This window comes from Streptomyces sp. NPDC002446 (assembly GCF_053595675.1).
This window is the reverse complement of the sequence record NZ_JBSFYC010000101.1, coordinates 1-20,303: the sequence shown is the minus strand read 5'-3', so window position 1 is coordinate 20,303 and position 20,303 is coordinate 1. Positions and strand designations below refer to the sequence as shown.

Genomic DNA, 20,303 nt, shown 5'->3' with positions numbered 1-20,303 from the left:
ACCAGGCCCCGGAGGACCGTCACCGGCAGCCGAACAGCCCCGCGCAGCGGCACCGCCCGCCGCAGGCGCAACGGCGACAAACCCCCACGGCGGGACAGCCGAAAACGTCGGCCGCGGCAAAGCGCAGCGAAAGGGCGCGGACCCGCGAAGCGCCCCCCGCACCCCATGCGGGAGAATCGGAGCGACTCCACTCCTGGATCAACCTACGCGGAGGAAGCGTGTCCGGTTTTGTAGAAAAGCCTGAGCCTGTGGAGGTTCCGGGGCTCACCCATCTCCACACCGGCAAGGTGCGCGACCTCTACCAGAACGCCGCCGGCGATTTGATCATGGTCGCCAGCGACCGCATCTCCGCCTACGACTGGGTGCTGCCCACCGAGATCCCGGACAAGGGCCGCGTCCTCACCCAGCTGTCCCTGTGGTGGTTCGACCAGCTCTCCGACCTCGCGCCCCATCACGTCCTCTCCACCGACCTCCCGGCCGGCGCCCCCGCCGACTGGGCGGGCCGCACCCTGGTCTGCAAGTCGCTGCGGATGGTCCCCGTCGAGTGCGTGGCCCGCGGCTACCTCACCGGCTCCGGCCTCGCCGAGTACCGCCAGTCCCGTACGGTCTGCGGCCTGGCCCTCCCCGAAGGCCTCACCGACGGCTCCGAACTCCCCGCGCCGATCTTCACCCCGGCCACCAAGGCCGCCGTCGGCGACCACGACGAGAACGTCTCCTACGAGGAGGTCGCCCGCCAGATCGGCGCCGAGGTCGCCACGCAGCTGCGGCAGGCCACCCTCGCCATCTACGGCCGGGCCCGGGACATCGCCCGCGAGCGCGGCCTCATCCTGGCGGACACCAAGTTCGAGTTCGGCTTCGACGGTGAGCGGCTGACCCTCGCCGACGAGGTCCTCACCCCCGACTCCTCGCGCTTCTGGCCCGCCGACCAGTGGGAGCCGGGCCACGCCCAGCCGTCCTTCGACAAGCAGTTCGTCCGCGACTGGCTGACCTCCCCCGCCGCGGACTGGGACCGTACGGGCGAGCTGCCGCCGCCGGCCCTCCCGGACGAGGTCGTCGAGCGCACCCGCGCCAAGTACCTCGAGGCCTACGAGCGCCTCACCGGACTCAGCTGGTCGTAACGGCGCACAACGAAAAGGACCCCGGTCACCGACCGGGGTCCTTTCCTCACCTTGAGCGGACGACGAGGCTCGAACTCGCGACCTCAACCTTGGCAAGGTTGCGCTCTACCAACTGAGCTACGTCCGCATGCTCCGCGTCACGGCTTCCGGAATCAGTCGCCACCGCGCGTTGCGGGGTCCACTATAGCCAACCTCGCTCGCGTGCGAGACGTGCCGCGGCATGACGATTCTCCGCACCCAGCTTCGCGGTCGCCGACGAGAGGTAGTTCCGCACCGTTCCCGGCGACAGCGACGCCCGCTCCGCGATCTCCGTGACCGGCGCCCCGGCCTCGGCCAATTCCAGCACCTCCGCCTCCCGGACCGTCAGCGGTGAATCCCCGGCGCTGATCGCATCCGCTGCCAACTCGGGGTCCACATAACGGTTTCCGGCATGGACGGTGCGAATGATCTCCGCCAGCCGCTGCGCCGACACCGTCTTCGGAACGAACCCCCGTACGCCCGCCTCCAGCGCCCGTTTCAGATGCCCCGGCCGCCCATGGCTCGTCACGATCATCGTCTGGCACCCGGGCACCTCATCCCGCAGAGATGTGGCCACCGCCACACCGTCCGCCCCCGGCATCTGCAGATCCAGTACCGCCATATCCGGCCGGTGCGCCCGCGCCATCGCCAGCGCCTCCGGCCCCGACGCCGCCTCGGCCACCACCAGCAGATCGTCTTCCAGTGAGAGCAGCGCGGCCAGCGCGCCCCGGATCAGATGCTCGTCGTCGGCCAGCAGCACCCGTATCGGTGTCCCGTTCATACCGCCCCGCTTTCCTGTGTGTCTGCGGCCGGTATCGGAAGCTGCGCCGTCAGCCGGTACGAGCCGTCCGACAGCCGCTCCGCCTCCAACGTGCCGTCCAGCGGCGCGAGCCGTTCACGCAGCCCCTTCAGGCCGCTGCCCCCGCTGGTCGTGTCCGAGCCCGGACCGCCGTCCCGTACCCCGTCGTTCTCCATCACCAGCACCGCCCGCCCGGCCGCCACCCGGGTCCGGATCACACAGCACCCGGCGTCCGGTGCATGCCGCAGGACGTTGGTGGTGCCCTCCCGAGTGACCCAGCCGAGCGCCGACTGCACCGCGGTGGGCAGCCCCGAGCCGCCGTCCCCCTCGATCCGGCAGTCCACCCCGGCCGCCTGCAATATGGAACGCGCCCCCGCCAGCTCCACCTGCAGGTCGGCCTCCCGATAGCCGCGCACCACCTCCCGCACCTCCCGCTGCGACTCCTGCGCTATCCGCTGCACCTCCACCATCTGGTCCACGGCTTCGTCCCGCCCCCGCCGCGCCAGCTGCACGGCCAGCTCGCTCTTCAGCGAGATCACCGCCAGATTCCGCCCCAGCACGTCATGCAGGTCCCGCCCGAACCGCAACCGCTCCTCCGCGACCGCAAGGCGGGCCTGCACCTCGCGGGCTGCTTCCAGCCGCCACATCACGGCGAGGAACCAGCCGACGGTCCGCCCGACGGAGGTGCACACCGGCCCCATGACAAGCACCAGGACCGCCAAGAGGCCCCAGTTCGGCCATGCGCCGCTCAGTGTGCCGCCCGCGACGAACAGCGTCGCCCCGCAACCGGCGAATCCGCCCAGGAAGATCCGCTTGCGGACGAGCAGGCTGAGCGCGGCGCCGCTCGACATCACGGTGCATACCGTCACCCCGCCCGCCAGCGTGCCCAGACTGCTCGCGGACTTGGAAGACGTGTCGAGGAACGCAGCGATCATGAGCAGCACGACCACCGTGGCGGTGGCCAGCACTGCCGAGACGGCCATCAGGCCCCATGGCGCGGGACCTTTCCCCAGATACTTGTCCAGGGCCCGGTTTCCCAGCGGGATGAACACGATCGCCTGCAGGGTGGACAGTACGAGGACCGTGCGGACCAAGCTGAGCTGCATGGCCGTGAGGTGTTCCGGGATCACCAGCATCAGCGAGGCGAAGAGCAGGCACAGCCATGGCTGGGCAAGCACCGTCCATCGCGAGTAGGTGTCGATCCAGGTGGGGGTGTTCCGCCCCCGCCAGCTCCGCCGGACCCGCCCGATCACGCGCTCCCCGCCCTCATCGCCGTACATGTCTACCGCCGAGGCTCCCAGCGGAACCACCGCAGCCCAGCAAACACCGCGATACCGGACCACACCAACCCGATGACCAGCAGCTTCACCGTCTCGCCCGGGTCGGCTCCGCCGGTCCATCCGGCCCGCAGCAGCCCCATCACGGGCGACAGCGGCAGCAGTTCGAGCACCTGGGCGAAGCGGTCCGGCAGCGACGTCAGGGGGAAGAACATTCCGGAACCCACCAACGACACCATGAACAGCGGGGTCGGCGTCAGCTGCGCGGCCTCCGCTGACTTGGAAACGCGTGCGGTGAGCGCGGCCAGCCCCGCCAGCGTCACCACACCGATCACGACGCCCGCCACAACCAGATGCGGAGCCTTGGGCATCCCCACGTGCAGTGCCAGGCCGCCGCCGACGACATAGAGCACGCACTGGGCCAGCATGATCAGCACAGCCGGCAGCGCCGCGCCGACGAGTATTTCCCAGTCGGCGAGCTCACCGGTCCGCAGCCGCTTGAGCACCAGGTCCTCGCGCCGGGCCACATACACGCCCACGAGGTTGTTGTAGACGGCCATGAGCAGAGCCATGCCGATGCAGGCGGGCAGCAGCAGCGCTCCCATGGACATCCCGGTTTCCTGCGGGTCCAGCTGCTTGCCGAAGAACGCCTTCATGGAATAGCTGATCAGCAGCGGAGCGAACACCCCCGAATAGATCATGAGCTTGCTGCGCCCCAGCAGCGTCAGCTCCGCCCGTGCCAGCGCGAGCAGTCGCCCCGCCACGCTCGTCGCGCCGCCCGCTCCCGCGCGGGCCCCCACCTCAGTGCCGACAGCACTCATCACTTGTCCCCGGCCCTCTCGTCCGTTCCGTTCCCGCTCTCGATGCCGCTCGCGATCTGCAGATACGCCTCTTCCAGCGACGCCGCCCGCACATCCAGCCCGCGTAGTTCGATCCCCTTGTCCCGGGCCCAGACCAGCAACCCGGTCGCGGCCCGCTGCAGTTCACCGGTCCGCAGCTGTACCGTGCGCCCCCTCTGCTCGTGCCCGGTGATCCCCAGTTCCGTCAGCGGCGGCAGATCGTCGACCAGGAAGCCGTCCGGCAGTTCGAAGGAGATCCGGGACGGGTGCGCGGCCACCACCTCGCTGACCCGCCCCGAGGTGGCTATTCGCCCGGCGTGCATGATCGCCAGCCGGTCCGCCAGCTCCTCGGCCTCTTCGAGGTAGTGCGTGGTCAGCAGCACCGTCGTCCCGCTGTCGCGCAGCTCGCGCACCAACTCCCAGGTCTCGCGCCGCGCTTCGGCGTCCAGACCGGTCGTCGGTTCGTCCAGGAACAGCACTTCCGGCCGCCCCAGCAGCGCCAGCGCCAGGTCCAGCCGCCGCCGTTCCCCGCCGGAGAGCTGCTTGACCCGTACGTCCTTGCGGCCCGTCAGGCCGACGAGCCCCAGTGCCTCGTCCACCGGCCGTGCCCCGCTGGTGCAGCCGGCCCACATCCGTATGGTCTCGGCGGGCGTCAACTCCGAGGGAAAGCCGCCCTCTTGGAGCATCACCCCGATCCGCGGGCGCACCTTGGTCCGCTCCTTGTACGGGTCGTGGCCCAGCACCCGCACCTGCCCGCCGCTCGGCGCGGCCAGCCCCTCCAGCAGTTCGAGGGTCGAGGTCTTGCCCGCACCGTTGGTTCCCAGCAGCGCGAACAACTCCCCGCGGCCGACGGAGAAGTCGACGCCCCGCACGGCCTCGTACCCTTGCTCTCCGCGGCTCTTTCCGTTGTCCTTGCCTCCGCCGCGGCCGCTGCCCGACGGTCCGTACCGCCGCCGCAGCCCGCCGGCCTCGATCACGCTCTCGGTCTCGCCGTAATCCCCGGTGTTCATGCCTCAACGCTCCCGCGTGATCGGCGTGCGAGGCGGTGAACGGTGTCATCGCTATAGGTGACAAATGTCAGTTGACCGGGATCGCATCGAGATCGACACCATCCCCCCCGCCCCCTGCGCGTTCCCGGCCCGGCCTGCCGCACGGCTCGGCGGTCCGTCGGCGGCTTCCTTTGCCGCCCGCCGTCCGTTCCGGCACGCACATGATGCATCTGACACAGATGACGCAGATGACGCGCGCAGACGACGCACGCAGAGGCCTCCGCTCCCACCGAATACCGTCGAACGAATGCGCTTGTTCGATTCAGTGGAAGTGCGGGGTAAAGGCCGCGTGGGAGGCGGCGCTCGCGGCGTACGGCATCGTCCGGGCGAACACCCGGCCCGGACCGTGAAGCGATGCCCGCCGGAATTGTTCCGCAGCTCCGGAAAACCCCGCCGATGACAGGTGGGCGGAGCCGCCCGCCCCCTTTGGTGCCTGGCCCTGGCCTGCCCTGCCCTGCCTTGCCCGGCCCCGGCCCCGGCTCCGGTCACCCACCCCCCTGCCGCCGTCGATGCCGATGCCCACGACACCTTTCGCGGCGGCAGTGAAAGTGAGCCGTCTCACATCTCCCGGCGACCCGTACGCCACCGCTGCGTCGACGATGTACGGCACGCTCCGCCGGAAACCGAATTAGGCGCCCCATGCCCGGTCCGTCCCGGAGCCGACGCAAAAGGCCCCGGTCGCGATGACCGGGGCCTTTTCTTTCTGAGCGGACGACGAGGCTCGAACTCGCGACCTCAACCTTGGCAAGGTTGCGCTCTACCAACTGAGCTACGTCCGCAGGCATCCACTCGGCTTTCACCGAGCGGCGCGACAGCTACTCTACCTGATCGAATAGATGGGTCGAGACTGTCAGAGCGGGTGACAGGGATTGCACACTGCGCCTCCCCCTTGGAAAGGGGGCGCTCTACTACTGAGCTACACCCGCGTGACTCCGTGAGGTCCGGCCTTTCGGCCTCGCCCCTCGGCGTGCTCCAGACTCTAGCTGATCAGTAGGGGTGCTGTGCAAGTCGGCTGTGCCCGCCCCTCGGGACGTCGGCAAGTCGGCTAGCGGTTGGCGGCGTTGAAGGCCTCGTAGACCTTCTTCGGGATCCGGCCGCGCGGCGGGACGTCCATCTGGTTCGAGCGGGCCCAGGCGCGGACGGCCGCGGGGTCGGGGGTCACCGCGGTCCGGTGGTAGGCCTTGCCGGACTTGGCCCGCTTGCGGCCGGCCTCGACGAACGGGGCGAGTGCGCCGCGCAGTTTCTTCGCATTGGCGGGATTGAGGTCGATCTCGTACGACTTCCCGTCCAATCCGAAGGCGACCGTCTCTGCGGCTTCTCCTCCGTCGATGTCATCGGAGAGCGTCACTACTACGCGCTGCGCCACGGATATCGGTCCTTTCGTGGAGCAACCCCTTGCTGACATGGGGTGATGCTCCGGATCCGGCTGATTGGGATCAATGCTTTTTCATTTGTACAGCGATGGGCATTGCATTGTGAAGCCCAGTTAATTTTGTCAGCGTGTCTTCCCGCAATCCAGACTCCGGATCTTTTCGAGGATTTTTCCAGGGGGCTACTACCGCCGATACCGGCCCGTGATCGGGCCCCCTGCATATCTATGCGCGTAGATTTTCGAACGCGGTACTGTGATGACACCGCCTTACGCACCACACCACCGGGAGTGCCAGTGGCACGCGTCGTAGTCGACGTCATGCTCAAGCCGGAGATCCTCGACCCGCAGGGGCAGGCGGTGCAGCGCGCACTGCCACGCCTGGGTTTCGAGGGGATCGCCGACGTCCGTCAGGGCAAGCGTTTCGAACTTGAGGTGGAGGGTCCGGTCGACGACGCCGCCCTCGCTCGCATCCATGAGATGGCCGAGACCTTCCTCGCCAACACCGTCATCGAAGACTTCACCGTTCGGGTCGATGAGCCAGCCGAGGCCGGGTCATGACCGCTCGTATCGGAGTCATCACCTTCCCCGGCACGCTCGACGACCGCGACACCCAGCGCGCGGTCCGGGTGGCCGGTGCCGAAGCGGTGCCGCTGTGGCACCGTGACAAGGACCTCAAGCAGGTCGACGCCGTGGTGCTGCCCGGCGGCTTCTCCTACGGCGACTACCTGCGGGCCGGGGCCATCTCCCGTTTCTCGCCGGTGATGGAGACCGTTATCGAGCAGGCCAGGGCCGGTATGCCGGTCCTCGGCATCTGCAACGGCTTCCAGGTGCTCACCGAGACCCACCTGCTGCCCGGCGCCATGCTGCGCAACAACCATCTGCACTTCATCTGCCGCGACCAGAAGCTGCGGGTGGAGAACGCGGACACCGCCTGGACCACCGACTACGCGGCCGGCCAGGAGATCTCCGTACCGCTGAAGAACATCGACGGCCGGTACGTCGCCGACGAGCGGGTCCTCGACGAGCTGGAGGCCGAGGGCCGGGTGGCCTTCCGCTACCTCGACGGCAACCCGAACGGTTCGCTCCGTGACATCGCCGGCATCACCAACGCGGCGGGCAACGTCGTCGGCCTGATGCCGCACCCCGAGCACGCCGTCGAGCCGCTGATCGGTACGGGTCGTACCGACGGCCTCGGATTCTTCACCTCGATCCTGAAGAAGTTGGTCAACGCATGACGCTGGACACGGTCAAGCACGCCGCCGAGACGCCGGACGTCGACCAGCCGTGGGCCGAACTCGGCCTGAAGCAGGACGAGTACGCGCGCATCCGGGAGATCCTCGGCCGCCGGCCCACCGGCGCCGAGCTCGCCATGTACTCCGTCATGTGGTCCGAGCACTGCTCCTACAAGAGCAGCAAGGTCCATCTGAAGCAGTTCGGGGAGAAGGCTCCCGAGAACGACGCAATGCTCGTCGGGATCGGCGAGAACGCGGGCGTCGTCGACGTCGGCCAGGGCTACGCGGTCACCTTCAAGGTCGAGTCGCACAACCACCCCTCGTACATCGAGCCCTACCAGGGCGCGGCCACCGGCGTCGGCGGCATCGTGCGCGACATCCTCGCGATGGGCGCCCGGCCGGTCGCCGTGATGGACCCGCTGCGCTTCGGCGCCGCGGACCACCCTGACACCAAGCGCGTCCTGCCGGGCGTCGTCGCCGGCATCGGCGGCTACGGCAACTGCCTGGGGCTGCCCAACATCGGCGGCGAGGTCGTCTTCGACCCCTGCTACCAGGGAAACCCGCTGGTCAACGCGCTCTGCGTGGGTGTGATGAAGCATGAGGACATCCACCTGGCGAAGGCGTCCGGAGCCGGCAACAAGGTCATCCTGTACGGGGCCCGTACCGGCGGCGACGGCATCGGCGGCGTGTCCGTACTGGCCTCGGAGACCTTCGACGACAGCAAGCCGGCCAAGCGGCCCGCCGTCCAGGTCGGTGACCCCTTCCAGGAGAAGCTCCTCATCGAGTGCACCCTGGAGATCTTCAAGGAGAAGCTGGTCACCGGCATCCAGGACCTCGGCGGCGCCGGGCTGTCCTGCGCCACCAGCGAGCTGGCCTCGGCCGGCTCCGGCGGGATGCGCGTCGAGCTGGACACCGTGCCGCTGCGCGACTCCTCGCTCTCGCCCGAGGAGATCCTCATGAGCGAGTCGCAGGAGCGGATGTGCGCGATCGTCGAGCCCGGCAACGTCGAGCGCTTCCTGGAGATCTGCGAGAAGTGGGACGTCATCGCGACCGTCATCGGTGAGGTGACGGACGGCTCCCAGCTGGAGATCTTCTGGCACGGCGAGCAGATCGTGGACGTACCGCCGCGCTCCGTCGCCCACGAGGGGCCGACCTACCACCGGCCCTTCGAGCGCCCGGAGTGGCAGGATGCCCTCCAGGCGGACGACGCGGCAAAGCTGGCGCGGCCGGCGAACGCCGAGGAGCTGCGGGCGCAGATCCTGAAGCTGGTGGGCTCGCCGAACCAGGCCTCCAAGGCGTGGATCACCGACCAGTACGACCGTTTCGTCCAGGGCAACACCGTGCTCGCGCAGCCGGAGGACTCCGGCATGGTGCGGATCGACGAGGACTCGAACCTCGGCGTGGCGGTGGCCACCGACGGCAACGGCCGGTACGCCAAGCTCGACCCGTACGCGGGTGCCCAGCTGGCGCTGGCCGAGGCGTACCGCAATGTCGCCGCGTCCGGGGCCAAGCCGCTGGCGGTCTCCGACTGCCTGAACTTCGGTTCGCCCGAGGACCCGGCGGTGATGTGGCAGTTCGCCGAGGCCACCCGCGGTCTCGCCGACGCCTGCCAGACCCTGGGCACGCCGGTCACCGGCGGCAACGTCTCGCTGTACAACCAGACCGGCGACGTGGCGATCCACCCGACGCCCGTGGTCGCCGTGCTCGGCGTCATCGACGACGTGAACCGCCGCACCCCGATCGCGTTCGCGGACGAGGGCCACCTGATCTACCTGCTGGGTGACACCCGGGAGGAGCTGGGCGGCTCGGCCTGGTCGCAGGTGATGCACGACCACCTCGGCGGGCTCCCGCCGAAGGTCGACCTGGCCCGTGAGGAGCTGCTGGCGGAGATCCTGATCTCGGCCTCGCGCGACGGCATGGTCGACGCGGCGCACGACCTCTCCGACGGCGGGCTGATCCAGGCGCTGGTGGAGTCGTGTCTGCGGGGCGGCAAGGGCGCCCGCCTGGTCGTGCCCGACGGGCTGGACCCCTTCGTCCTGCTGTTCTCCGAGTCGGCGGGCCGGGCGATCGTCGCCGTCCCGCGCAGCGAGGAGCTCCGCTTCACCGACATGTGCGGTGCGCGGGGGCTGCCGGCCACCCGGATCGGTGTGATCGACGGCGCGGAGATCGACGGCACCGCGCAGATCGACGTCCAGGGGCAGTTCAGCATCCCGCTGAGCGAGCTCCGGCAGGCGCACGAGGGCACCATTGCGGGCCTGATCGCCTGATAGGCCGAGGGGACCGCGGCTCGCCCACCGGGCGCGGGCCGCGGTCCCCGCATATCTCCGGGATAACTCCGGGCGGGCCACCCCCGTCCCCCAGTAGCCTCGGCCGCATGTCTCCCGCCCGCGGTACGTCCCGCACCCGCAGCTACGACCTTGCCAAGACGCGCGCCGCCGTCGGTGCGCAGTTCGCCCATGTGTGTACGGCCGTAGGGGAGTTGAGCCCCGAGCAGTTCGCGCTGCCGACCCGGCTCGGTGACTGGACGGTGCGGGAGCTGGTGGGGCATCTGGCCATGGCGATCGGCAGTGTGGCGCGCAGCCTCGGGCAGCCGGCCCCGGCGCAGGCCGAGACCGCCTTGCTGGACTGGCCGTTCGCCACCGCGCCGCTCGCCTCCGGGATCGATGTCGACACCCGGGCCGTCGACGCCGATGAGCCCGTGGAGCTGCTCGCCCGCATTGCCGAGCAATTCGCCGAGGCCGTCCCGCCGGCCGTCGTGGACCGGCCGCTGCCCACCCGGGTGGGCCCGATGCGGCTGGCCGACTTCCTGGTCACCCGCTGCGTCGAACTCGTCGTCCACACCGACGACCTGGCCGCGGCGACCGGCGCGAAGATCCCCTACGACCGCCAGGCCCTGGCCACCACCACCCGGCTGCTGGCCGATGCGCTGGCCGTCAAGGCGCCCGGCGGCTCGGTGGAGGTCCGGGTGCCGCCGTTCGCCGTCGTCCAGTGCGTCGAGGGGCCCCGGCACACCCGCGGCACCCCGCCGAACGTCGTCGAGACCGACCCGCTCACCTGGATCCGCCTGGCCACCGGCCGTACGACCTGGGCCGACGAGCTGGCCGCGGCGCGCGTCAGCGCGAGCGGCGAGCGGGCCGACATCGGCGGGTACCTGCCGGTGATGAGCTGAGCTGAGCTGAGCCGGGGCGGCCGGGCAACGGGCGCGCGCCTCGCCGTCCGGCGCGCGCCTCGCCGTCCGGCCGCGCGCCTCGCCGCCCCGCCCCGCCCCGGCCTCAGCCCTTCGGATAGGGCAGCAGCGTCGCGTCCACCGCCTCCCACGCCGCCCGCAGCCGCGCCAGCAGCCGCGGCTCGGCGGCCGCCTTGTCGGCCTGTTCGCGGGGATCGTCCGCCACCTGGAAGAGCTGGTCCCGGCCGCTCCTGCCCCGGTAGTACTTCCAGTCGCCGCGGCGCAGCGCCCGCTCGCCGCGCACCCGCCAGAACAGATCGCGGTCGGCGAGCCGCTCGCCGCGCAGCAGGTAGCCCGCGAGGCTCGTACCGTCCAGCGGGTGCCCGCGGTCCGGCCGGGCGCCGGCGATCTCCAGCAGGGTGGCCGTCCAGTCCGGGGTGAACACCGGCTCATGGCTGACCTGTCCGGCGCCGAGCCGGGCGGGCCAGCGCACGATGGTCGGCACCCGGATGCCGCCCTCCTGGAGCGACGCCTTGTTGCCGGACAGCGGCCAGTTGTACGACCAGCGCTCGCCGCCGTTGTCGCTCGCGAAGAACACCAGGGTGTCCTCCTCCTGGCCGGAGCGCCGCAGGGCGGCCAGCACCTCGCCGACCGAGCGGTCCAGGTCCTCGACCATCTCCCGGTACTTCTCCAGCGAGCCGCCGTCCTTGTGCCACAGGGCGCCCGGCTCGCCCGCCTCGATCCTGCGGACGATCTTCGCGCTCTCCTCCTCGTCGCCGTCCGCGATCCACGGCCAGTGGGGGGTGGTGAAGTTGAGGTTCAGCAGCCAGGGCGCGGAGTGCTCGCGCTCGACGTACTCGACGGCCCGCTCGGTGAGGATCCGTGTGTAGTAGCGCAGGTCCTTGTACTCGGCGTCGCCCTCGTAGAGGTCGTACTCCCCGGCCAGTCCCCGCTTCGAGTAGTACTCCAGCGCCCCGCCGAAGTTCCCGAAGAAGGTCTCCCAGCCCGACTTGGTGGGGCTGTAGTCCGGCAGGTAGCCGCAGTGCCACTTGCCGATCAGGGCGGTGTCGTAGCCGGCGGTGCGCAGCAGCGAGGCGAGGGTGGGGTGGCGCGGGTCGAGTCCCACGCTCCGGTCGGCGATCGGTTCGGCCAGTCCGCCCTCCGTACGGCCTGGATAGCGGCCCGTGTAGAGGCTGAAGCGGGTGGGCGAGCAGGTCGCGGAGCCGGCGTAGGCCTGGGTGAAGCGGACGCCCTGGCGTGCGAGGCGGTCCAGGTGGGGTGTGCGGATATGGGGGGAGCCGTACGAGGAGAGGTCGGCCCAGCCCAGGTCGTCGCCCAGGATGAAGAGGATGTTGGGGCGCCGCGAGCGCCGTCCGGGGGCGGCGCGGAAGGCGCGCTCACGGGGCCGCGGCGGCTCGGCGGCAGCGGCGGCGGGCGCCCCCGCCACGGCGCTCAGCCCGCCCACGGCGGCCGCCGCGCCCATACCGCCGGCCAGCCCGCCGAAGGCCCGCCGGGACAGCGCGGACTCCGGCACCGGGCCGCCGGAGAAGGCGGAGATCTCGGACCCATCTGGCTTTTCGGACTTTTCGGGCACTGAAGGGTGTGCGGGGTCGACGGAGGACATCGGTTCGGCTCTCCAGGGGATCGTGAGGGGCCGTGATGCGGCGCGTCGGCTCCCCGGGGACGGCGGAGGGCGGGGGCGTCGTGAATCTCACACGGCTGTACTGGGGTGCGTATGCGGCATATGCCTCATACGAGGAAATCCCGTCATGCGGGGCGACTGCCTAAAAGCGCGGGAAGGCGCAGCTCAGAGCGGGTGCCGTGGCAGTGCGGGCGGAGGTGCCGTTACCCGCGGCAACCGCGCCGGTGCTCAGCGACAGAGGTCGCCGGCGATGCGGCCGAGGTCGACATGGCGGCGCCGCACGAGAGGCTCGGTGCGGCGGTGTACCCGGCGACTGGCCAGGCGCGCCAAGGGCTGCGGGGTCTGCATGGGCAGAAATCCTGTCCGCGCGGTCGTGGTCACGTCAAGCATGCTTAACGCGCCGTTCATGCACTCCTCCAGATGCGCGCCCATCCCCGGTTCGGATGAATGCGCGACCTGCCCTAGACTCGGGGGCGTGCCACGTGGTGACGGACGACTCAACCACGACCTGCTCCCCGGCGAGAAGGGCCCCCAGGACGCTTGCGGCGTCTTCGGTGTCTGGGCTCCGGGTGAAGAGGTCGCCAAACTCACCTATTTCGGGCTGTACGCGCTGCAGCACCGTGGACAGGAGTCCGCGGGCATCGCAGTGAGCAACGGCTCCCAGATCCTCGTTTTCAAGGACATGGGCCTGGTCTCCCAGGTCTTCGACGAGACTTCCCTCGGCTCCCTCCAGGGGCATATCGCCGTGGGTCATGCCCGCTACTCCACCACCGGTGCCTCGGTGTGGGAGAACGCCCAGCCGACGTTCCGTGCCACCGCGCACGGCTCGATCGCGCTCGGCCACAACGGCAACCTCGTCAACACCGCCGAGCTGGCGGAGATGGTGGCCGCGCTGCCCCGCGAGGGCGGCCGGGCGACCCAGGTCGCGGCCACTAACGACACCGACCTGGTGACGGCCCTGCTGGCCGGCCAGGTCGACGAGGACGGCAAGCCGCTGACCGTCGAGGAGGCCGCCCCGCGCGTCCTGCCCAAGGTCAGGGGCGCCTTCTCGCTCTGCTTCATGGACGAGCACACGCTCTACGCCGCCCGCGACCCGCAGGGCATCCGCCCGCTGGTCCTCGGCCGCCTGGAGCGCGGCTGGGTGGTCGCCTCGGAGACCGCCGCCCTCGATATCTGCGGCGCCAGCTTCATCCGCGAGATCGAGCCCGGCGAGCTGGTCGCCATCGACGAGGACGGCCTGCGCAGCAGCCGCTTCGCCGAGGCCCGTCCCAAGGGCTGTGTCTTCGAGTACGTCTACCTGGCCCGCCCGGACACCGACATCGCCGGCCGCAATGTGTACCTCTCCCGGGTGGAGATGGGCCGCAAGCTGGCCGCCGAGGCCCCGGCCGATGCCGACCTGGTGATAGCGACCCCGGAGTCCGGCACCCCCGCCGCCGTCGGGTACGCCGAGGCCAGCGGCATTCCGTACGGATCCGGCCTGGTCAAGAACTCCTACGTCGGCCGGACCTTCATCCAGCCCTCGCAGACCATCCGCCAGCTCGGCATCCGCCTCAAGCTCAACCCGCTCAAGGAAGTCATCCGCGGCAAGCGCCTGGTGGTCGTCGACGACTCGATCGTCCGCGGCAACACCCAGCGCGCGCTGGTGCGGATGCTCCGCGAGGCCGGCGCCGCCGAGGTCCACATCCGGATCTCCTCCCCGCCGATCAAGTGGCCGTGCTTCTTCGGCATCGACTTCGCCACCCGCGCGGAGCTGATCGCCAACGGTCTGAGCGTCGAGGAGATCGGCAAGTCGCTGGGCGCCGATTCGCTCGCGTACATCTCCATCGACGGCATGATCGAGGCGACCACCATCGCCAAGCCGAACCTGTGCCGCGCCTGCTTCGACGGCGAGTACCCGATGGAGCTGCCCGACCCGGAGCTGCTGGGCAAGCACCTCCTGGAGTCGGAGACCGCGGCCCCGACGAAGTCCGACGTGGACGGCGTCCAGACGCTCACTGCCGGGGTCGGCGGCGCCGACGCGCTGCGTCGCCCGTAGAGCTCGTACACACACGACACGAAAGTTCTCCGCCATGTCTGAGACAGGTGCCAGCTACGCGAGCGCGGGCGTCGACATCGAAGCCGGCGACCGCGCCGTGGACCTGATGAAGGAGTGGGTGAAGAAGGCCACCCGCCCCGAGGTCGTCGGCGGGCTCGGCGGCTTCGCCGGCCTCTTCGACGCGTCCGCCCTCAAGCGCTACGAGCGCCCGCTGCTGGCCTCGGCCACCGACGGAGTCGGCACGAAGGTCGACATCGCCCGGAAGATGGGCGTCTACGACAGCATCGGTCACGACCTCGTCGGCATGGTCGTCGACGACCTGGTCGTCTGCGGCGCCGAGCCGCTGTTCATGACCGACTACATCTGCGTCGGCAAGGTCTACCCCGAGCGGGTCGCCGCGATCGTCAAGGGCATCGCCGAGGGCTGTGTGCTGGCCGGCTGCGCGCTGGTCGGCGGCGAGACCGCGGAGCACCCGGGGCTGCTGGGCGCGGACGAGTTCGATGTCGCGGGCGCCGGTACGGGCGTCGTCGAGGCCGACCGGGTGCTGGGCGCGGATCGCATCCGAACGGGCGACGCGGTGATCGCGATGGCGTCCTCCGGACTTCACTCCAACGGGTACTCGCTGGTCCGGCACGTGCTGTTCGACCGGGCCGGCATGGCCCTGGACCAGGAGGTCGCGGAGTTCGGCCGCACGCTCGGCGAGGAGCTCCTGGAGCCCACCAAGATCTACTCGCTGGACTGCCTGGCGCTGACCCGTACGACCGAGGTACACGCCTTCTCGCACATCACCGGCGGCGGACTGGCCAACAACCTCGCCCGGGTGATCCCGGACGGCCTGCACGCCACCGTCGACCGCGCCACCTGGACGCCGGGTGCGGTCTTCGACCTGGTCGGCAAGGCCGGCTCGGTCGAGCGCCTGGAGCTGGAGAAGACGCTGAACATGGGCGTCGGCATGATCGCGGTCGTCCCGCAGGAGTCGGTGGAGGCCGCCCTGACCACGCTCGCCGACCGCGGTGTGGACGCCTGGGTCAGCGGCGAGATCGTCGAACGCGGTGACCACGCGGAGGCCGTGACGCTGACCGGGTCGTACGCCCGGTAGATGCGGCCGCGAGCCGAGTGGGCTGGCCTTTCCCCTGGTCCCGAGCGGGCCAGGGGAGGAACCCTCACCAGTGGTCATCCGGGCAGCACAGAACCCGGTCCGGGCGATGCCCAGGACCGGGTCCGTGATGTTGTTATGGGTGCCGTGAGCGCACTACACGTCAGGCGCGACGACGCTGCTGGGACGAGTCGCCCTCGTCCTCATCCTCGTCATCGTTGTTGTACAGCTCTGCGTACCGTGCGTACGGGTCGTCCTCGTCATCCTCGAACGGCTCTCCGTTCGGAGGCTGCTGGTTCGACTGCGTTGCACCCAGCTCGTCGGCCAGTCGTGAGAGATCCGTCCCACCGCTGCTGTACTTCAGCTGGCGGGCGACCTTTGTCTGCTTGGCCTTGGCCCGGCCGCGCCCCATGGGTCGACCCCCTCAATGACGGGGCCCGATGGCCCCAGAGTCTTGACACGCGTTCATGGATCAGAGCGGGCTCTCGACAGAGAGACCGGCCCGTAGGGCTTTAACGGTACCTGCTTCCGCGGCCATACGGTACGTCGCCCGCATCACCCGCCGCTCGGCATGACCTGCAAGGTGCCCCGTCCCCGCTGGTCAACTGCGATTTTAACCTGTCCCGTACGGCGACCCGCCGACGGGTGGTGAGGGATGTCTCCCCGACCGCCCGTGGCGGGCCGCGCAAGGCTGTGTTTCCGGCCGACGAGGCCGAATGGTTTCGCTGGTCGGAAGTGATCGGTCAGGCGTGCCGCGCCTCCGCCATGCGCTGCTCGGCGATCCGGTCGGCCGCCGCCGCGGGCGGAATGCCGTCGGCCTTCGCACGAGCGAATATCGCCAGAGTGGTGTCGAAGATCTTCGCCGCCTTGGCCTTGCAGCGGTCGAAGTCAAAGCCGTGCAGCTCGTCGGCCACCTGGATGACGCCGCCGGCGTTCACGACGTAATCGGGTGCGTAGAGGATGCCGCGGTCGGACAGGTCCTTCTCGACGCCCGGGTGCGCGAGCTGGTTGTTGGCCGCGCCGCACACCACCTTCGCGGTCAGCACCGGCACCGACTCGTCGCTCAGCGCGCCGCCCAGCGCACACGGCGCGTACACGTCCAGGCCCTCGGTGCGGATCAGCGCCTCGGTGTCCGCCACCACGGTGACCTGCGGGTGATCGGCCAGCACCCGGTCCACCGACGCGGCCCGTACGTCCGTGATCACGACCTCGGCACCGTCCTTGAGGAGGTGCTCGACGAGGAGGTGCCCCACCTTGCCGACGCCCGCGATGCCGACCTTGCGGCCGCGCAGCGTCGGGTCGCCCCAGGCGTGCTGGGCGGCTGCGCGCATGCCCTGGAAGACGCCGTAGGCGGTCAGGACGGAGGAGTCGCCGGCGCCGCCGTTCTCCGGGGAGCGGCCGGTGGTCCACTTGTTCGTACGGGCGACCACATCCATGTCGGCCACGTACGTGCCGACGTCGCACGCGGTCACATAGCGGCCCCCGAGGGAGGCCACGAACCGGCCGTAGGCGAGCAGGAGTTCATCGGTCTTGATCAGGTCGGGGTCACCGATGATCACGGCCTTGCCGCCGCCGTGGTCCAGCCCGGCGAGGGCGTTCTTGTAGGACATACCGCGCGACAGATTCAGGGCATCCAGTACGGCCTCCTCCTCGGAGGCGTAGGCATGGAAGCGGGTGCCGCCGAGGGCGGGCCCCAGGGCGGTGCTGTGGATGGCGATCACTGCCTTCAGGCCGCTGGCGCGGTCCTGGCAGAGAACGACCTGCTCATGGCCCCCCTGCTCCGTCCGGAACAGGGTGTGCAGTACGCCGCCGTCGATGCCGGCGGAGGCCGGACGTACGTCAGTCACGGTGGTGACTCCCATAAGTCGCGATGGACGCCCTCCTACGGGTGGGGAGGGCCGGTTGAAATGAGCGTAAGACCTGCGGGGTCGGTTGATCGGTCAGGTGCTGAGGATCACCCTCTCCCGGGGGACGGACGTGGGACGATCTGGTCGTATCGCAGGCCGGCCGGGGGCCCCTCGAGCGCGTCTCCCGGCAGTGGACTTCCCTTTGGAGGAGCGGGCGTGGCCGTGGCGTCGTCGGTGAAGGTCCCGTACATGGCATATCTACGGGTCTACGAACCGCTGGCAGCGTTCCCCGAGCCGGAGCGCTCCTACTGGGCGCGCTATGCCAAACGGGAGGACACCCCCACCGCCCAGGACGAGCAGCGCCGGGCGCTGGCCGATCTGCTGCCGACCCCGCCGGTGCCGGTGCCGGTGCACGAGAGCGCGGACGCGTTCGTCGCCGTGGTCAACGAGGTGACCTGCATCTGCCCTTGGCGCACCCGGCTGCGCGGCTGGCAGGCCCTGGAGGGCCTGGAGGAGCTGCTGCCGGCGTCGGTGCTGGACGCGGCGCTGCCCCCGGTGGTGCGCCGGCAGGCGGCCACCGACTACGAGCAGTGGCGGGAGCGCAATCCGGACGCCCGGCCCTGGATCCGCGGGGCGGCCTGGCACATTCCGGTCCGCTGGTTCGTGCTCTTCGACGACGGCGAGCGCGAGTACACGAAGAGTGACCAGGCGCCTGTGCTGCGTTACCGGACGCCGATGGTCCAGGCCAGGCGCCGGATCGCGCGCGGGCTGCGTACGCTGCGGGATGCGCTGGAAGAGGGGCCGCTGATCGACGGCCTGGTAGATGTGGGGCGCTGGCTCGAGGAATTCCATCCGCGTTCGCTCGTGGAGCTGGATTACGGAGGGCTGGTGCACGCGGTGCCCGAAGGGCAGCTCGCCGAGGACCGATCCGCCGCCGAGGTGGCGGAGGGACTGGCGGCGCTGCGCGAGGGGGACGGCGAGCGGGCCGGTGCCGCGTACGAGAAGCTTTCTCAGCGGTGGAGCGCGGTGCGCGAACGTCAGTTCTCCAGCTGAGGGCCGATGATGCCGAAGGTTCGCGGTACGGAAGTGCCGTGTTCGCTTTTCGGTGGTTGGGCGGTAAGGGACGTAGGTCCTTAACCGGGCGATTGCCTCAAGCGTGACCTAAAGCACTGACTTCGGGTCTTGCTAGCAAGGCGCACCCTCGTGCCAAAATAGGACAAGGAGCCCGACCTGGGCTCCTTCCGTCCAACTAAGGGCGGATAGATCGGTATTGCGGTCCTTGAGGGGTCTGTGGCGACTGATCACGCTGTGACTGATCGTCACGGCCGTGTGACTGTCCGCTATGGCATGGTCCATCGGCATCCGCCGAGGTTGAACACCTGAGAGGGCAATTCCATCGGTTTGGCCGACGTGGCTGGACAGATGGTGTAGTTGTAGTGCCGAGGACAAGCCGTTCGTCCTATAACCGACTCGGCCCGCGTCCGCCATTTCGGGCAACGCGGGTCAAGGTGCAGAATTTAGAGGAAAGAACCGTGATGGTTCGGTTCTCCCGAGGAGGCCGCTCATGACCGCTCGCACCCCTGACGCCGAGCCGCTGCTGACCCCTGCCGAGGTTGCCACGATGTTCCGCGTGGACCCGAAGACGGTCACCCGTTGGGCCAAGGCAGGCAAGCTCACGTCCATCCGCACGCTCGGAGGACACCGGCGTTACCGCGAGGCTGAGGTCCGCGCACTGCTCGCGGGCATCCCGCAGCAGCGCAGCGAGGCCTGAATAACCGCATAACCAGGTTGTTTTCGGGGCCCCCAACCCGAAAATGCCTACTTCGCACCACTTGGCTGGACCTGTTCCAACCACGCTCCACACAGCTCCATACGACGCGGCGCCTGCCCCAACGGGCCCCACACCCGCTCCATCTGGGTACGTCATCGATCGCGCTGGACTCCGCCGGGTCCAGCGCGATCTTTTTGTGTACGGCCGCTCCGTGGCCCGTCAGAGCGGTCGGGCCGGCGTGGCGCCGACGTCGCCCATGACGGCGCACAGGGGGCCCTCGGGGGGCCTCTGAAGGCCTTTCCGTGCGGACCCTCCGGTCTCCTTTTGGACCCGTTCGAGGGTGGTGCAATTGCACATATTAAATTGACCCGTTGTAGGGAGGGTGTAAGTTCCGCATCCCGTCAAACTTGTTCGGTGACACCCATCACATGACGCGTCGCTTGAAGCCGGTACATCCACTGAGGTAGTGAACTTTCTCCGGCACCACTCAACAGCCTGCCACCGCGCGGGCGGTGGCGCAGGCGTCCTTGGTCACCGGGCCGCGGGACTTTCGTCCTCGGCCGCCTCCGGCTCGTCGGCGCCCGGAGACGGGGCCGGGGCGGACGCGACCACCGGGGGCCCGGAGCGGGCCGTGTGCGGCTCCATGGCGAGCCGCAGCAACTGGTGGCAGATGGGGCAGTGCCGCGTCAGGTGCCGGTAGCCGCTGGCCGCTGACAGATGTGCCCGCAGCAGCGCCCTGGTCTCGTGCCGTACCGCAGTCGTCATCGCGCATCCCTCCCAGGCCCCCACGCCTTTCCATGTGAGTACCGGGGACGGTGGCGGGCGTCAATATGGCCGCTCCGCTGCGCTTGGCCTGGGCCGCACGTTTTCGGCTGTCCCGCCGTGGGGGTTTGTCGCCGTTGCGCCTGCGGCGGGCGTTGCCGCTGCGCGGGGCGTTTTCGGCTGCCGGTGGCGGTCCTCCGGGGCAGGGTGTCCGGACTGCTTCGCTTTACGTCCGGACACCCTGCCCCTCCGGCCCGCCCCCTCCCGGGGGGGGGTGGGA

General features: G+C 69.9%; 18 protein-coding genes and 3 tRNA genes. 9 read left to right on the top strand and 12 right to left on the bottom strand.

Going from position 1 to position 20,303, the window contains the following annotated elements:
• Positions 1 to 218 precede the first annotated feature (218 nt).
• On the top strand, positions 219 to 1,118 hold the full coding sequence (locus tag ACWD6P_RS34080) for a phosphoribosylaminoimidazolesuccinocarboxamide synthase (protein ID WP_451448073.1): 900 nt from the start codon (positions 219 to 221) through the stop codon (positions 1,116 to 1,118).
• Between the two features lie 54 nt (positions 1,119 to 1,172).
• Here the strand turns inward: ACWD6P_RS34080 and ACWD6P_RS34075 are convergent.
• The 8 genes from ACWD6P_RS34075 to ACWD6P_RS34040 all read right to left on the bottom strand — a co-directional run bounded on the left by ACWD6P_RS34075 (position 1,173) and on the right by ACWD6P_RS34040 (position 6,466).
• Positions 1,173 to 1,245 (bottom strand) — tRNA-Gly (locus ACWD6P_RS34075).
• 54 nt (positions 1,246 to 1,299) lie between these two features.
• Positions 1,300 to 1,917, bottom strand: coding sequence for a response regulator (locus ACWD6P_RS34070; protein ID WP_451448072.1), 618 nt, complete (start codon positions 1,915 to 1,917; stop codon positions 1,300 to 1,302).
• Positions 1,914 to 3,215, bottom strand: coding sequence for a sensor histidine kinase (locus tag ACWD6P_RS34065; RefSeq protein WP_451448071.1), 1,302 nt, complete (start codon positions 3,213 to 3,215; stop codon positions 1,914 to 1,916). The genes ACWD6P_RS34070 and ACWD6P_RS34065 overlap by 4 nt, the downstream gene beginning before the upstream one ends.
• Before the next feature lie 2 nt (positions 3,216 to 3,217).
• Positions 3,218 to 4,033 (bottom strand): ABC transporter permease, encoded by an 816-nt coding sequence (locus ACWD6P_RS34060; RefSeq protein ID WP_451448070.1) that lies wholly within the window; start codon positions 4,031 to 4,033, stop codon positions 3,218 to 3,220.
• A complete protein-coding gene (locus ACWD6P_RS34055; protein ID WP_451448069.1) occupies positions 4,033 to 5,061 on the bottom strand; it encodes an ABC transporter ATP-binding protein in 1,029 nt (342 codons plus the stop codon). Before ACWD6P_RS34055 ends, ACWD6P_RS34060 begins: the two co-directional genes overlap by 1 nt.
• A 745-nt stretch (positions 5,062 to 5,806) precedes the next feature.
• A tRNA-Gly gene (locus ACWD6P_RS34050) sits at positions 5,807 to 5,879 on the bottom strand.
• A gap of 75 nt (positions 5,880 to 5,954) precedes the next feature.
• A tRNA-Gly gene (locus ACWD6P_RS34045) sits at positions 5,955 to 6,026 on the bottom strand.
• A 119-nt stretch (positions 6,027 to 6,145) separates the two neighbouring features.
• Positions 6,146 to 6,466 carry a histone-like nucleoid-structuring protein Lsr2 gene (locus ACWD6P_RS34040; RefSeq protein WP_451448068.1) on the bottom strand — a complete coding sequence of 107 codons (321 nt, stop codon included), beginning with the start codon at positions 6,464 to 6,466 and terminating at the stop codon, positions 6,146 to 6,148.
• A 300-nt stretch (positions 6,467 to 6,766) separates the two neighbouring features.
• On the opposite strand from ACWD6P_RS34040, the gene purS reads away from it, so the two are divergent.
• From purS to ACWD6P_RS34020, 4 genes are all read left to right on the top strand, one after another.
• Positions 6,767 to 7,030 carry a phosphoribosylformylglycinamidine synthase subunit PurS gene (gene purS, locus ACWD6P_RS34035; protein WP_083106018.1) on the top strand — a complete coding sequence of 88 codons (264 nt, stop codon included), beginning with the start codon at positions 6,767 to 6,769 and terminating at the stop codon, positions 7,028 to 7,030.
• Positions 7,027 to 7,707, top strand: a complete 681-nt coding sequence (gene purQ, locus ACWD6P_RS34030; protein WP_451448067.1) for a phosphoribosylformylglycinamidine synthase subunit PurQ — start codon at positions 7,027 to 7,029, stop codon at positions 7,705 to 7,707. The genes purS and purQ overlap by 4 nt, the downstream gene beginning before the upstream one ends.
• Positions 7,704 to 9,971 carry a phosphoribosylformylglycinamidine synthase subunit PurL gene (gene purL / locus ACWD6P_RS34025; protein ID WP_451448066.1) on the top strand — a complete coding sequence of 756 codons (2,268 nt, stop codon included), beginning with the start codon at positions 7,704 to 7,706 and terminating at the stop codon, positions 9,969 to 9,971. The genes purQ and purL overlap by 4 nt, the downstream gene beginning before the upstream one ends.
• 107 nt (positions 9,972 to 10,078) lie before the next feature.
• Positions 10,079 to 10,873 carry a sterol carrier family protein gene (locus ACWD6P_RS34020; RefSeq protein WP_451448065.1) on the top strand — a complete coding sequence of 265 codons (795 nt, stop codon included), beginning with the start codon at positions 10,079 to 10,081 and terminating at the stop codon, positions 10,871 to 10,873.
• 103 nt (positions 10,874 to 10,976) lie between these two features.
• Here the strand turns inward: ACWD6P_RS34020 and ACWD6P_RS34015 are convergent, their stop codons facing one another.
• The gene (locus tag ACWD6P_RS34015) at positions 10,977 to 12,353 is read right to left on the bottom strand and encodes a sulfatase family protein (protein ID WP_451448074.1); all 1,377 of its coding nucleotides are present in this window, start codon (positions 12,351 to 12,353) and stop codon (positions 10,977 to 10,979) included.
• A gap of 634 nt (positions 12,354 to 12,987) precedes the next feature.
• Here ACWD6P_RS34015 and purF point away from each other — a divergent pair.
• Together purF and purM are read left to right on the top strand one after the other, a co-directional pair.
• Positions 12,988 to 14,547 (top strand): amidophosphoribosyltransferase, encoded by a 1,560-nt coding sequence (gene purF / locus ACWD6P_RS34010; protein WP_451448064.1) that lies wholly within the window; start codon positions 12,988 to 12,990, stop codon positions 14,545 to 14,547.
• A 34-nt stretch (positions 14,548 to 14,581) separates the two neighbouring features.
• Positions 14,582 to 15,646, top strand: a complete 1,065-nt coding sequence (gene purM, locus ACWD6P_RS34005) for a phosphoribosylformylglycinamidine cyclo-ligase (RefSeq protein ID WP_451448063.1) — start codon at positions 14,582 to 14,584, stop codon at positions 15,644 to 15,646.
• 160 nt (positions 15,647 to 15,806) lie between these two features.
• Here the strand turns inward: purM and ACWD6P_RS34000 are convergent, their stop codons facing one another.
• Both ACWD6P_RS34000 and ACWD6P_RS33995 read right to left on the bottom strand, forming a co-directional pair.
• Positions 15,807 to 16,055 carry a DUF3073 domain-containing protein gene (locus ACWD6P_RS34000; protein WP_451448062.1) on the bottom strand — a complete coding sequence of 83 codons (249 nt, stop codon included), beginning with the start codon at positions 16,053 to 16,055 and terminating at the stop codon, positions 15,807 to 15,809.
• Between the two features lie 331 nt (positions 16,056 to 16,386).
• Positions 16,387 to 17,505, bottom strand: a complete 1,119-nt coding sequence (locus ACWD6P_RS33995; RefSeq protein ID WP_451448061.1) for a Leu/Phe/Val dehydrogenase — start codon at positions 17,503 to 17,505, stop codon at positions 16,387 to 16,389.
• 201 nt (positions 17,506 to 17,706) lie between these two features.
• Here ACWD6P_RS33995 and ACWD6P_RS33990 point away from each other — a divergent pair, with 201 nt between their 5' ends.
• Positions 17,707 to 18,543: a hypothetical protein gene (locus tag ACWD6P_RS33990; RefSeq protein ID WP_451448060.1), complete on the top strand. Its 837-nt coding sequence runs from the start codon at positions 17,707 to 17,709 to the stop codon at positions 18,541 to 18,543.
• A 511-nt stretch (positions 18,544 to 19,054) separates the two neighbouring features.
• A complete protein-coding gene (gene bldC, locus ACWD6P_RS33985; RefSeq protein ID WP_003949541.1) occupies positions 19,055 to 19,261 on the top strand; it encodes a developmental transcriptional regulator BldC in 207 nt (68 codons plus the stop codon).
• Positions 19,262 to 19,792: 531 nt separating this feature from the next.
• Here bldC and ACWD6P_RS33980 read toward each other — a convergent pair.
• Entirely contained in the window at positions 19,793 to 20,026 is a 234-nt protein-coding gene (locus ACWD6P_RS33980; RefSeq protein ID WP_451448059.1) for a DUF6274 family protein, read from the bottom strand.
• Positions 20,027 to 20,303: the final 277 nt, after the last annotated feature.